The organism is uncultured Vibrio sp., from assembly GCF_947488985.1.
Lineage (GTDB): Bacteria > Pseudomonadota > Gammaproteobacteria > Enterobacterales > Vibrionaceae > Vibrio.
This window is the reverse complement of the sequence record NZ_CANLBV010000021.1, coordinates 22488-35894: the sequence shown is the minus strand read 5'-3', so window position 1 is coordinate 35894 and position 13407 is coordinate 22488. Positions and strand designations below refer to the sequence as shown.

Below are 13407 nucleotides of genomic sequence, written 5' to 3'. Positions count from 1 at the left end.
GTTGCCTAGCTTAAATCACCAACGGATCACAGGTCAGAAGACTTGTTCATCGTCCGCATCAATCGACAAATTGATCCTGTCTCTGACTTCGTCGACCTGCATGTCGAGGTGAATAGCATTGCAACATGCTGGACAATCGTCGTAGAAATCTTGGCTTCCGTTAGAAGCATCAAGCGTTATGCTGATGGCATGCCCACAATGCGGGCAGGAGACATGTTTCTCTGTGTATTTACGCATGGCGAACTCTCCTCACTGTAACTGATACCAATCGTAGTCGGTTAAATCGATCGTTGAGCTATATCGTTCCTAGTAAATCGCTGTTAATTGGTAATACTGTTCATTGATACTAAACAGCCAGTATCTTCTTAATGCATGCCTCTGTTTGTGCTAAGTACTTGCCACCAAATTGATTGCAGTGATTAAGAAGATGGTACAAGTTGTAAACGTCTTTACGATCATTATAGCCAACGTCTAGTGGACTGACGCTTTGGTAGCCGTCATAAAATTCTTGTGGGAACCCTTGAAATAATTCAGTTAACGCTAAATCACATTCATGATCCCCCCAATAGCAAGCAGGATCATAACAGATGGGACCAAAGGCAGAGTTAGCGACATTACCGTGCCAAAGATCACCATGAAGCAAAGAAGGTCGAGGGTTATGTCCGGAAAGTTGCATGTTGACGATATCGACGATTTCATCAATATTGCCAAATTCAATGCCTTTCTCCTTCAGCAGTTGCAACTGGAAACCAATGCGTTGCTCTGAGAAAAAACGCCCCCATTTCTTATGCCAAGGGTTGGGTTGAAGGGTACTGCCGATGTAGTTGTCTTGATCGTACCCAAACTCTTTTTGCTCGCCCCATTGGTGAAGCATCGCGAGTTGCACGCCAAAGTCAAAGCTGTTATTGCCTGTTGCAAGCGGTTTGGTTGCCAAGTAATTGAGTATAATAAACGAGCACTCTTTGGTTTGCCCAATCAACACCAGCTCTGGTACGAAAACGCTGCAAGTTTCTCTAAGTAGACTCAGGTTCTCAGCTTCAATCTCAAACTTAGGCAGAAATTCACGCTGATTCACCTTAACAAAGTAACGTTCATTACCATCGCTGATCATATAGCAATCGTTAATTTCACCTCCGGACACTTTAGTACGTTCGGTGATCTGGAAATTGAACAAAAGTGTGTCAGAAAGCTGTTGAGAAATGGCCTGCCACATAGGAAACCCTCAAAGACTGTTGGATTGAATTACTGCCTGTTTATTAGCAATAGTTTAGGATAAATCTGAGTAATTTATAGACGCATTGGTCAATGTTCTTGGTTCTTGCATAATTCAATATCGATAAATTCGTTGATTTGTGACATTGAGCGGTTTCAAACTCATTGAAAAGCAAACATAAAGTACAATTTCAAGATGGTGAAATGGCATTCTTAATCGAAATGGGTTTGAGTTGGATAACTTGGTATGTCGCAGTGACTGGGTATGGATTGTGTTTCCATTTGAAAGCGCCATTAAGCTCTCATTAGAGCTATTTTAATCAATTATTTAGCAATTAAGTGATGACAAATCGCTCCATTTACATAGTATTAGGCAAATAAGAATTAAATATGCTCTAGAGCGTAAACGGAGATTTATTGTGGTTGTAGAAACCGATGGTTATTTAGCCTTAATCGAGCACCTTTCATTTAATCTGAGTATTTTCACTAATAGTAATGGTGATACAGGCAATGAGAGTATTGAAGACATCATCACTGACATGATTTCAACCAACATTATGGCGATTTTCGAGCAAAATCCTGAGCTGCATTCGAGCGTTCGTTTTCAATTATTAAAAGAAGCGGATGCGGTGATGGCGGATTTAGGTGAAGTGTTGGCCGGTGTATGGGCTAAGAAAGCAACCAATGAGCAAATAGTCTTTTTGGATGAATATATTGCTTTAGTGAAAAATCTGTTTGATACGGCCGTTGCCAAATACGACTAGGTTCCCACTGTCGCATCATGCACGCTTACTTAGACTTATAAAACTAGCAGAGAACGTGCAACATATCGCTATAAACGCCTAAATTGCCAAAATTTGGAAGCCCAATAGGGGTTATCCAACCTCGATATAATGACACCTTTCGATGTCGACGCATGTAGAAATTGGTGGTTACCCAAATAGACACCGACATGTCTCACTCGTGGTGACGTTTTGAAAAAAACCAAATCGCCACTGATAGCATGACTATAAGCAACTTCGACACCTTGTTTACTTTGATCTTTTGTCGTTCTTGGCAGTGCTTGTTGCGTTGCATTTTGCACGGCAATTTGAACAAACGCGGAGCAGTCCACTCCTCTAAATGATGTCCCACCAAAATGATAAGGTACGCCTTTCCACTGCTCATAGACATTCATATACGCATGGGTCGTTAATTGTTCAGATCTTGATAGAGGCTGTTGTTTCGCTTGATTCAACTCAGACGAAGGCGGTGCTGAGCTGCATGCTGCCAATGTGGTGTACATCATGGTCACTGTCAGCACTTTTCTTAATTTCATGCGTAACTCGTTTGACAAAAAAACTGAAATAAAAATGTAATCAAGGGCTTCTAGTATACCGAACAACTAAAGGATTTCTCTTTTTCGTCGTCAAATTGGACCTTACATGCCTGACACAAGTTTACCACTAAACCCCTCACGTTATACATTCTCGCTCATTCAAACCGTTAGTGCTGTATTTATCTCGATTCTATTGCTTGTCAGTTTTCTATCTATGGTCAGTATCAGAGGGGTTGATCGAGTAGGAGGCCATTTCGATGCTTTATCAGAACAAGCACTGCCGCTCGCACTGCATAATGCTCAATTAACGCAGAGCGTGTTAGAGCAAGTCAAACTGCTGACTTACAGCACACAATCAACGGACCTAGAGGCACTGAATGCGATTAGGGCTTCTATCGATCAACTTGCCAAAGAGAGTAAGAGCACGCTAGAGCAGTTACTTTTTATCTCTCAGTCTTTTCCTGATGCGATTTCATTAGAGCAAAAGCAAAGCCTGATAGATGATATGGCGCAACTGCAACAAGTGACCCACACAGTACTGTTGGCGCAAATTGACATTCAAAGTACCCAGAATCTCATCGACAGTAAAATCAGCGAGTTTCGTTACGGTGTTGGATCTATTGGGCCTGAAATGAATCGAATTAGCTCCTTCTTGGTCGAAGACAACCCAGAAGCGAGTGATGCTGCTAACCGATTCACATCCAGTGCGTCAGCGATGGCCAATACTTTCTTGATGTTGATGATGCAATCTGACGTGGGTAAAGCACAAGATGAATACCGCCAGTTGAGAAACCGTATCGCAGGGCTTAACTTGGCTTACAGTGATTTTGCAGATTGGCATCCAGACATTGCTGAATTCGCCAGTTTAACAACACCTTACCAAATGGTGAAAGAGGGCTTTACCGAACAAGGGGTAATCAAGCACATTCTCCTGAAACTAGAGCTGGCTAAGCAGCAAGAGCTGAACCTCGCACAAGTGATTACCTTAGCTAATACCCTTATCAATACACTGAACGAGCTGTCTTCGACCGCTTCACTACTGATTGACGAGAGTGAGCTGGTGGTCAATCAAACCATTACTAGCATTGATCGCGTATTACTGATTAGTAGCTTGGTGATCGCATTGATCATCGTGATTTCCTGGATAACGCTACGCCGCTGGATGAATAAAGGCCTGAATAATATCACTCAGCAATTGAGTTTACTCGCTGAGCACGATTTCTCTCTGCAAAATGATCTACGCGGACCACTAGAGTTACAGGTTATTACTTCAAAGCTCAATACTGTCGTTGATTCAACAGCAGACTCTGTTCGTTTGGTGACACGCAACAGTGAAACACTGTACCAGACGGCTGAAGTGAGCCATGACGCGGCAGAAAAAACCAATTCAAGCTTAAATGAGCAGAATGAATCATTGCAGAATATGATCACCACAATTACTGAGCTTGAAGCTTCCATTGGTGAAATTGCGCGTATTTCTAACGCATCCAACGACGATGCAGAGGCCGCAGAAGATGAGTCCGCTGCGGGCAGTCAGGTTGTCGGCCTGAACCAACAACGATTGCAAGCTTTGGAGAAGTCTCTTAGCATTAACGAAGCATCAATGGCCGATCTCGATAGTCGAGTCAAGCAGATACGAGAAATGGTCGATGTGATCAGTGGTATCGCGGAAAATACCAACCTGTTGGCTCTGAATGCGGCCATTGAAGCGGCACGGGCAGGAGAGCAAGGTCGAGGTTTTGCGGTTGTTGCCGATGAGGTTCGAAAATTAGCCAGTGGCACCTCGCAACAGACGACCAATATTCGTAATATGATGAATGAGCTGGTGGCGGCGGCTGATCGCTCGCGGACGTCTGTGACTGAATCACGAAGTGAAATGGCGAGTGCACTGCAAACCAGTGGTGACGTTAAACAAGCCTTTGAAAAAATCGAAGTCTCAATTAGCCAAATCAAAGGCCGCGTTGAACAAATTATGGTCGCGACAGAGCAACAAGCGCGTGCAACAGTTGATGTAACGCGCTCTATCACACACGTTTCGGAGCAGGGTGAAAATACCAAGTTGCAGCTTGAATCGATGATCAAAAGTTCAGAGCAAGTCGCCGAAATAGCAGGCCATCAACAAGCGATGCTTCACAAGTACCAATTTGGCGCAGAAAAATAGAATCGGACTATTCATAATTATTGGTCATTTTATCGAGTAAAATAGCGTCAACCAGAGGCAGCGCTTGAGACTCTGCCTTTTATTTTTTGTTATACCAATCACAGTAAGTAAGAGAGCAGAAATAACCCAGGAAAAACTTGAGAAGCAAGACGGCTCATTTCGACAATAATTTTCGATAAGTAGTTATTCTACAATTAAAAAATCTAACGCAGTTATCGAGCGTTTTAACAAGCTAGGGTGACAAGTTATTTACGACGATTAGTATTATACCTAAACGGCTGTGTGAGCAACTTATCCAGTCGCTGCTCTTTCGCATCTTTTATCTCTGGAATGCCAATCAGAACGTTATCGTGACCAAGCTTTGGTTGGTCTCGATAGGTGTTAAAGCCGATGTCCCACACAGAAAAGAAAAAACCAAAATTTGAGTGTGTTTCTTTCACTATCACCGAATGATGAACGCGGTGCATGTCTGGCGTTACAATCACCTTTCTTAACTGCTTGTCCACCCACAGCGGCAGGCGCGCATTGCTATGATTAAACATCGCACTGGCATTCAGAACAATTTCAAATATCACGACAGCTATCGCAGGAACGCCGAGTGCGATCACCAAACTCACTTTGATGAGCATTGAAAGAATCATCTCAATAGGGTGAAAACGAGTACCGGTTGTGACATCGATATCTAGGTCTGCATGGTGAACTCGATGTAACTTCCATAGCCAAGGAACCCGGTGAAACAGCATGTGCTGCAGGTAAATAGCGAAATCTAACAGCAGCACACAGATCAGAATGGTGAGTTCTTTAGGAAGTGACAGGGTATTGAACAGACCCCATTGGTTCTCTTGTGCAACGAACGCCGCTTGGAATGCTGCAATAGGCATTAGAGTCGCCAATAGAAAGCTATTCAAAGCGACTAGCGCGACGTTGTTTACCCAGCGAAACCTCTTATTTTGAGTCAGTGTTTTACGCGGGAAACGGTATTCCCAAAGCGCACACAAACCAAAAACGACAATAAAACAAACCAGGCGAAGCAACGATGGGTCTTGCATAAGAATTCCTTCTATCATTATCTAGCCACTGTAAGTACAATCGTGCCACTTTTCTAGAGCTATCTATCGTTATTATCCATGAGAATCCACGCTTTTCACCGTCTATACCAACATCGCTTGTCTCTTTCTACCAAGCCGTTTAATGCGCGCGGCTGTAAAGTGGTACGTTGTGAATACTGTAAAATCAAACAAGACAGCTGTATCTGCGAACACCAACCTGACATCGATACGAATGTCGCGACTATGTTGATCTTATCAGACAACGAAATATTAAAACCAAGTAACACGGGTCGTTTGATTGTAGATACGGTAAAAGACAGTCATGTCTACCTTTGGCATCGCACTGAACCCAACTCCGAGATGTTGGACGTTCTGAAAGATGAGCAATACCAACCTGTGATTGTTTTCCCTGAAGATTATACCGATGACAAAACTCGGGTGGTTCAAGACCTTCCACAGATACGAGAACGGAATAAAAAGTTGCTGCTAATTTTCATTGATGGCAGTTGGCGTGAAGCCAGACGTATCTTTAGACGCTCCGAGTATCTACAAGATTTACCAGTATTATCCATCGAGCCTGAGTCTGTTTCTCAGTACATGATGCGCAAGTCAGACAATGACCAACATCTTTCTACCGCAGAAGTGGCCAGCTTAGTGTTAAAGCAAGCGGGTGAAGAGGCGGGTGCAAAAACGTTACAGCTTTGGTTTGAAGCATTTCGTGAAAGCTACATGCTAAGTAAGACGCGCTATAAGTCAGACCCGACCAAACCGAGCCTGAATGCATTCATAGAGCACAGCAAAAGTGAGAGATCTCTCTAACCTTTATCTGCTTTGTGCTGACTTGTTGTTCAAACAAACTCGAACGCAAGATAAGTTTGTTATCCATCACAGTTTGTAGGGGGAGTGTTATGGATAATGCTCACATGCTGTTTGATTTATACCAATCGTAGTCAATAATTGGTCACCCTAGCTTGTTAAAACGCTCGATAACTGCGTTAGAATTTTGATTGTAGAATAACCACTTATCGAAACTTCTTGTTGAAAAGAGTAGCCTTTTTCCTGCGCTATTTCTGAACACTTACTTACTGTGATTGGTATTAAAAATTGACTGTTTTATTTAGAAATTTATTTGCCCGAATTTAGGGAAGAATTGGAGAGATGTCATGTATTACGGCTTCGATGTTGGCGGTACTAAAATCGAATTTGGTGCGTTTAATGAGAAACTTGAGCGAGTAGCAACAGAGCGTGTTCCAACGCCTACCGATGACTATCAACTATTGCTTGATACGATTGCTGGCTTGATAAAGAAATATGATAGCGAATTCTCTTGCGAAGGCAAAATTGGACTTGGTCTTCCGGGCATGGAAGATGCGGATGACGGCACGATGTTGGTGGTTAACGTACCCGCTTCAAGCGGCAAGCCAATGCGCAAGGATTTAGAAGCGATGATTGGTCGCAGTGTAAAAATTGAAAACGATGCGAACTGTTTCGCGCTTTCTGAAGCATGGGACGACGAACTTAAAGATGAGCCTTCCGTCGCGGGCCTTATTTTAGGGACGGGGTTCGGCGGCGGTCTGGTATTCAATGGCGCTGTATTTTCCGGTCGTAACCACGTAGCCGGTGAAGTCGGCCACATGCGTCTTCCGCTCGATGCGTGGCTGCATCTTGGTGATAACGCACCGCTACTAAGTTGTGGCTGCGGTAAAAAAGGCTGTTTGGATAGTTATCTATCAGGTCGTGGCTTTGAATTGATTTATGAGCACTACTTCGGTGAGAAGAAAAAAGCGATCGAAATCATCCAAGCGTATAATGAAGGCGAACCAAAAGCAGCTGAGCACGTAGACCGTTTTATGGAACTATTGGCTATCTGCTTCGCAAACCTATTTACCACACTAGATCCACATGTCGTTGCTCTGGGTGGCGGTCTTTCAAACTTCGACCTGATTTACGAAGAGATGCCAAAGCGTATCCCTAAGCATTTATTGCCTGTCGCGAAATGTCCTAAGATCATTAAAGCGAAGCACGGTGATTCTGGCGGCGTACGTGGTGCTGCATTCCTTAACATTAAGTAATTCGTTTATTTAAGGTCAACACGCCCTAGCGAATAGCCAGTTAAAGATACAAAAATGCCGCAATCTCGAAAGAGGTTGCGGCATTTTTATTGTTCAATATTTTTTGCTAGAAGCTATTTCTTCTTTTTACCAACACCAAGGTTGTCTTTTTGCTTCAACGTCAGCTTAGTAAAGCCAAGCTTGCGGAAGTAGTTATCTTGGTAGTTGCGAACAGCTTTAGTGTCTGAAATCAACTCAAGCTGCTGCTCGGTTTTTAGGTATTCAGAAATGTCGATTCCTTCAGCTGCAGCAACAGCTTCTTGAATGGTGCGGTGTTCTTGCTTTGAAAACAGTAACTCTTTGTCTTCATCTTTGTAAGTGTACAGAATGGTACGAGCCATGGTGCTCTCCAATAGAATTATTACTTTGCGCGCACTCTACATAAAAACCGTACGTGGCTCAAGGTAATGGTAGTAAATCTTAAGATTATCGCGTTCAACACGCCCTAATTAGTTAGCGGTTTCTCATCTCAAAGTGCTTACGCTTTTACTTGCAGCCATTAGCATCATTGATGAGTGCGAACCGCAAGCCTCTGACTATCAAACATTATCTTATTAGACTTCAGAGGCAAAGGTAGAAACTACACGCGACCCTGCAGCGGGATAATCGTTACGGTCTCGCCAACTTTTACTGTATCAACCGCCGGGGAAATTTCGATCAAACAGTTTGCTTCGCTCATTGAACGTAGAATGCCCGAACCTTGTTTACCGGTCGTTTTTACTTCAAGCACACCTGATTCATTCATCGAGAATACGCCACGGCTAAATTCAGTACGACCTTGGCGTGAACGCAATTGTTCGGTGGCTATTGCGTTCGCTTTCACGGGCATCCAGTTCGTTTGGCCTTGAAGCTTGCGAATTGCTGGCTCAACAAAGTTAATGAACGACACCATTACTGCAACTGGGTTACCCGGCAAACCAAAGAAAGGTTTGTTTTCAATTTTACCGTAAGCCAATGGGCGACCTGGACGCATGTTGATACGCCAGAAGTTGATTTCACCCAACTTATCTAATGCAAGCTTAATGTAATCGGCATCACCGACAGACACACCACCAGACGTCAGTACCATATCGGTTTCTAGAGATGCAGAATGAAGCACATCGACCATCTTTCGTTCGTCATCTTCAATGATGCCGTAATCGACAATGTCACAGCCAAGCTTTTGCAGCATCCCGATAATAGTAAAGCGGTTAGAATCGTAAACAGAGTTTGGTTTCTGCTTTCTCCCCGGTGCTTGAACTTCATCGCCCGTAGAGAACACGCCCACCTTAACCTTACGTAGAACAGGGCAGGAGCCAAAACCGAGTGAGGCCATCATACCCATTTCCGCTGCTTCGATGCGTGTGCCGCGAGTAAAGACAGGTTGACCGATCTTTAAGTCTTCACCTGCCAGGCGGACATTTTGACCAACCGAGATTTTGGCATTAGGGAAGCTCACTTTGTCACCATCTTGAACGGCTTGTTCGCGCATCACGACCACATTAACGCCTTCTGGCATTGGTGCACCAGTCATGATCTTAACCGCTTCACCTTGCTGAACGGTTTGCTCATAGCTATGACCCGCCATCACTTCAGCAACCAGTTTATAGCTATCCAATTCTAAATCTTCACTGCGAATTGCGTAGCCGTCCATTGCCGAGTTGGTGTTCTGAGGAACATTGATGGGTGAAATAACATCTTCAGCCAGCACGCGCCCGTAGCCTTGTACGAGATCAACACTTTCCGTGAGTTCAAGCGCGTCAATGCTATCAACGATCTTTTGTTGGCCTTGAGTCACGGTTAAGCCCGTTGGCGAAAACGAATCACAACAAACGGCTGGCACTGCGTCTTTTGAAGATGAGCATGCTACAGTTTGGCCTGCCTTTGAGGAGCGATCAAACGACTGTGCGTAATCGACGATGAAGTCACGAATCGCTTCTAAGTCGCTGATCGCCATTTGTGGCAGATCGGATTTAACTTGGCTGTCTGCCGCGATAGCAATAACGTTGTTATCGTTCGGATACAACCAAGGTTTGCCCACTTCCTCACGGTGAAGTTCAATTTTAGGAAAAGCGATGTTCTTACAGCCTTCAACCAAAATGAGATCAAGCGTGTTGGTATCAAAGCGAGTCAGCAGGTAATCGAAGTCTGCTTCGGCTTCAGGTGTTTCTGTCATCATTACATGGCGGTTGCGAGATGCAATGAGCATTTGGTTGGCGCCCGCTTTACGTAAGCGATAGCTGTCTTTTCCCGGTTTATCGACATCAAAGTCGTGGTGCGCGTGTTTGAGCACGCCAACCTTTAAATCAGCGTTGGTTAACAAAGGTAACAAAGCTTCAAGTACGGTTGTTTTTCCTGTGCCGCTGTATGCAGCAAAGCCCAATAGAGGAAGGTTAGGGCGTCGTTTTGAATCTTTCATTATTGAAGCGTTCCAAATTGGGTGAGTTCTTCGGGCGTGTTGAGATTAACAAAGCAGTTTGGCTCGTCGCTAAAGTCAACGTATTCGGTCACACACTCTTTATATAACAAGATAATTTTACGGTCGCCACGTTGTAAAAAGGCTTCGAGCGTTGGTAGAACACGTTTGTGGAACAGGGTGAATACCGGTTGCTTAAACTCGCCATCATGTGCTACAAGAATGTCGCTGTCTGCCTTGACCGCAGAGCAGAAACGCTCGACCAGATCATCACTGATCTGCGGGCTATCGCAAGGAACAAACCCGACCCAATCAGTGTTGGCATTCTTAAGACCAGCGTGAATGCCACCCAACGGGCCTGGATAATCTGGAAAGGAGTCAGAAACAACCGGAGCAAATGTTTGATAGCGCTCTAAGTTACGGTTGGCATTGATGGTAATCGTAACTTTTTGTTGTGACAGTTTGTCGATCACGTATTGAATAAGCGGGGAACCGTTAAGCTCAACGAGTCCTTTATCTTTTCCGCCCATACGGCTGGCTTGTCCGCCAGCCAAAATAACCCAACTAGTTTGTGTTGGAAGCAGCATAAATATTCTCTTGTGCTCTGTTTTTTGTAATAACTTGCAGCAGTGGAGACTCAGTCAACGTATTGTTTTTGATCCACCATTGCTTCTTACATAAGTCGGTCAGCGCGTTAGTTTGATGACTGGTAATGACTAAACTCGCGCCTCGCTGCAGAAGATCTTCGGCCATAGTGACCAATCTTTCAATCGATTCTTTGTCTAAAGAAGCACTTGGCTCATCCATTAGTAAAATGGATGGTTTAAGAATCCAAGCTCGTGCCATTGCTACACGTTGCCGCTCGCCGCCAGATAAAACTGAAATATGCTCATCGGCAAGGGTCTCTAAACCTACCATTCTTAGCGCATTAATTATTTGAGCTCGCTTGTCTTTTGGGCTCTCTTTAACAAAGCGAATGCCATAAGCGACATTTTGGTACACTGTGCCATCGAATAGATAGGGCGTTTGATGCAAGTAGATAATATCTTTAAATTTTTTTCGAGGAAACAAGTGCTGCTGCCAGCTTTGTGTCGGTGGTTGAATATTCCCTGAGCTAGGCTGAATTAATCCAGACAAGATTTTAAGCAGGGTTGTTTTACCTACACCGTTATCGCCCTTGAGGTAAATGGCATCATTAGGGCCGATAGACAGCTCTGGGATGTGAAATAAAACACGTTCTTTGTAGCGCATTGATATTTGCTGCGTTGTTATTTTTATACTCATGACAGCATTCCTAAGTTCTTAAATAGCCTTTTCCTCTCACACTGGAGAGAAAAAAGTTCAGGGCTAGCGCTAATGCTAATAGCACCATACCGAGCGCAACACCTTGGGCGAATGCGCCTTTATGGCTTTCCATCGAAATCGCAGTGGGAATATTTCTGGTCATGCCCATAATATTGCCCCCGACCATCATTGAACACCCGACCTCGGTAACGATGCGTGAGAAAGCAGCGATGACAGAGGCTAATAGAGGAAAGCGAGTTTCCCAAATTAAGGTACACGCAACTCGAGTCGTTGACACGCCGAGCGTACGCGCAGTTTCGACCGCACGGCGGTCACTGGCTTGAAGTGCGCCATGCATCATGGCGACTAATATAGGGAAGCAGATCAGCATTTGGCCTAAAATCATCGCTTTTTGGGTGAAGAGGAGTTGCCAATCCCCCAAAGGGCCTGAGCGAGATAACATGATGTACATCAGCAAGCCAATCACCACGGTAGGGATGGCTTGCAAGGTGTTTATTATCGATAGTAATGTCCACTTGCCCGGAAATTCAGTGTAGGCCAATAAGAAAGCCATCAGGATCGCGGGTATAACCACAAGTGAAATGGCGGACAAAGATACGCTGAAAGATACCGCGACGATTTGCCACAATTCATGGTCAAAACTCACTAATAAGTTCAAAGCATCAAGCGTTGTTTGCCATAAGGTCATGAAGTATCTCGTGTCTATTGATAATCAGTGTCTGTCGGGAGTGGTTCACGTTAATCATAGCTGATGCAAGCCACATAGGCCTGGATCAGCTTTGTTTAACTCTACGCTTGCTACAACGTTTTACTCTGCGCTCGCCACAAACAATTGTTTGCCGTGCAATTTAAATTCGTTGATCAGTTTTTGCCCTTTAGGGTTCACTAGCCAGTCACTGAATGCTTTTGCGGCTTGGTAGTTGATCTCAGGGTAGCGCTTTGGATTGACGAGAATAACTTGGTAAGGGTTAAAGAGATCCTCATCACCTTGGAAAAGGATTTTAAGATCCAGGTTGTTTTGATAAGCCAGCCAAGTGCCACGGTCTGTGATGGTATAGCCTTGCATTTCTGATGTCATATTCAGAGTCGGCCCCATGCCTTGACCCACGCTGCGGTAACCGCCAAAGTTTGGTTCCATTTTTGTTTGAGCCCAAATACCCAATTCTTTTTTATGTGTACCGGAATCGTCACCACGAGAAATGAACGTTGCATTGGTGTTCGCGATAGCGGTAAATACTGAGGTTATATTCTCTTGAGAAGCGATGTTAGCGGGATCGGTTTGTGGGCCCACAATCATAAAATCGTTGTACATCAATTTGCGAGGTAAAATACCAAAGCCTTGCTCTACAAAATTTTCTTCGGCTTGCGGTGCGTGCGTCATCACCAGATCAACATCACCATTTTCTCCCATGCGAAGTGACTTACCTGTCCCCGCCGCAAGAACGTCAACTTTAATACCTGAATCTTTTTCGAACTCAGGCAATAAGTAGTCCAGTAAACCAGAGTGGTAGGTACTGGTGGTTGTCGCAAGCTTGATGTGGCTCACGTCTTCAGCACTGCTGGCCGAGTAACTAACGATGGAAAGGGCAGCAATAGCTAAGGGAATCACTTTCATTATTATTATGTCCATTCTTTGATAAATTAATGACATGCTTACAATTTTAAGGGAGTGACTTAGAGCATGTACACAGATATTGATTTTGTCATTTTAAATTGCAGTAAAGCAATATTCATGCCAGATGATCACTATCAAGATTATTGCTATCCAAATCGATTGAATGCTATTAATCCAGATAAAACCGCTAATCCGGATAAAATAGCGCTATTTGGTTCGATAAAATGGCGGGTAGTTTGAG

The 13407-nt window shown here is 44.1% G+C and carries 15 protein-coding genes; 5 read left to right on the top strand and 10 right to left on the bottom strand.

Features of this window, described 5'->3' with window-relative positions; all coding sequences use genetic code 11:
* Positions 1 to 33: 33 nt before the first annotated feature.
* A complete protein-coding gene (locus Q1A70_RS07150) occupies positions 34 to 237 on the bottom strand; it encodes a CPXCG motif-containing cysteine-rich protein (protein WP_299690036.1) in 204 nt (67 codons plus the stop codon).
* A 109-nt stretch (positions 238 to 346) separates the two neighbouring features.
* Complete coding sequence (locus tag Q1A70_RS07145; protein WP_299690039.1) at positions 347 to 1213, bottom strand: fructosamine kinase family protein; 867 nt, start codon at positions 1211 to 1213, stop codon at positions 347 to 349.
* A gap of 418 nt (positions 1214 to 1631) precedes the next feature.
* Here Q1A70_RS07145 and Q1A70_RS07140 point away from each other — a divergent pair, with 418 nt between their 5' ends.
* Positions 1632 to 1976: a DUF3802 family protein gene (locus Q1A70_RS07140; RefSeq protein ID WP_299690042.1), complete on the top strand. Its 345-nt coding sequence runs from the start codon at positions 1632 to 1634 to the stop codon at positions 1974 to 1976.
* Between the two features lie 68 nt (positions 1977 to 2044).
* Here Q1A70_RS07140 and Q1A70_RS07135 read toward each other — a convergent pair whose 3' ends face one another.
* Entirely contained in the window at positions 2045 to 2530 is a 486-nt protein-coding gene (locus tag Q1A70_RS07135; RefSeq protein WP_299690045.1) for an NlpC/P60 family protein, read from the bottom strand.
* A 106-nt stretch (positions 2531 to 2636) separates the two neighbouring features.
* Between Q1A70_RS07135 and Q1A70_RS07130 the strand changes: the two genes are divergently transcribed.
* Entirely contained in the window at positions 2637 to 4691 is a 2055-nt protein-coding gene (locus Q1A70_RS07130; protein ID WP_299690048.1) for a methyl-accepting chemotaxis protein, read from the top strand.
* A gap of 245 nt (positions 4692 to 4936) precedes the next feature.
* Here Q1A70_RS07130 and Q1A70_RS07125 read toward each other — a convergent pair whose 3' ends face one another.
* Positions 4937 to 5740 carry a sterol desaturase family protein gene (locus tag Q1A70_RS07125; protein WP_299690051.1) on the bottom strand — a complete coding sequence of 268 codons (804 nt, stop codon included), beginning with the start codon at positions 5738 to 5740 and terminating at the stop codon, positions 4937 to 4939.
* A 78-nt stretch (positions 5741 to 5818) separates the two neighbouring features.
* Between Q1A70_RS07125 and Q1A70_RS07120 the strand changes: the two genes are divergently transcribed.
* A complete protein-coding gene (locus Q1A70_RS07120) occupies positions 5819 to 6559 on the top strand; it encodes a tRNA-uridine aminocarboxypropyltransferase (protein WP_299690054.1) in 741 nt (246 codons plus the stop codon).
* Positions 6560 to 6903: 344 nt separating this feature from the next.
* Positions 6904 to 7812 (top strand): N-acetylglucosamine kinase, encoded by a 909-nt coding sequence (gene nagK / locus Q1A70_RS07115; protein WP_299690057.1) that lies wholly within the window; start codon positions 6904 to 6906, stop codon positions 7810 to 7812.
* 113 nt (positions 7813 to 7925) lie between these two features.
* Here nagK and Q1A70_RS07110 read toward each other — a convergent pair whose 3' ends face one another.
* The 6 genes from Q1A70_RS07110 to Q1A70_RS07085 all read right to left on the bottom strand — a co-directional run bounded on the left by Q1A70_RS07110 (position 7926) and on the right by Q1A70_RS07085 (position 13166).
* Positions 7926 to 8192 carry a DUF2960 family protein gene (locus Q1A70_RS07110; protein WP_017063882.1) on the bottom strand — a complete coding sequence of 89 codons (267 nt, stop codon included), beginning with the start codon at positions 8190 to 8192 and terminating at the stop codon, positions 7926 to 7928.
* A 239-nt stretch (positions 8193 to 8431) separates the two neighbouring features.
* Positions 8432 to 10249, bottom strand: a complete 1818-nt coding sequence (locus tag Q1A70_RS07105; protein ID WP_299690061.1) for a bifunctional molybdopterin-guanine dinucleotide biosynthesis adaptor protein MobB/molybdopterin molybdotransferase MoeA — start codon at positions 10247 to 10249, stop codon at positions 8432 to 8434.
* Entirely contained in the window at positions 10249 to 10833 is a 585-nt protein-coding gene (mobA, locus tag Q1A70_RS07100; RefSeq protein ID WP_299690064.1) for a molybdenum cofactor guanylyltransferase MobA, read from the bottom strand. Before mobA ends, Q1A70_RS07105 begins: the two co-directional genes overlap by 1 nt.
* Complete coding sequence (locus Q1A70_RS07095; RefSeq protein ID WP_299690068.1) at positions 10811 to 11530, bottom strand: energy-coupling factor ABC transporter ATP-binding protein; 720 nt, start codon at positions 11528 to 11530, stop codon at positions 10811 to 10813. The genes mobA and Q1A70_RS07095 overlap by 23 nt, the downstream gene beginning before the upstream one ends.
* 10 nt (positions 11531 to 11540) lie before the next feature.
* Entirely contained in the window at positions 11541 to 12239 is a 699-nt protein-coding gene (locus tag Q1A70_RS07090; protein ID WP_299690071.1) for an ABC transporter permease, read from the bottom strand.
* A 120-nt stretch (positions 12240 to 12359) separates the two neighbouring features.
* Entirely contained in the window at positions 12360 to 13166 is an 807-nt protein-coding gene (locus Q1A70_RS07085) for a substrate-binding domain-containing protein (RefSeq protein ID WP_299690074.1), read from the bottom strand.
* 66 nt (positions 13167 to 13232) lie between these two features.
* On the opposite strand from Q1A70_RS07085, the gene Q1A70_RS07080 reads away from it, so the two are divergent.
* Entirely contained in the window at positions 13233 to 13406 is a 174-nt protein-coding gene (locus Q1A70_RS07080; protein WP_299690077.1) for a hypothetical protein, read from the top strand.
* Position 13407 lies beyond the last annotated feature (1 nt).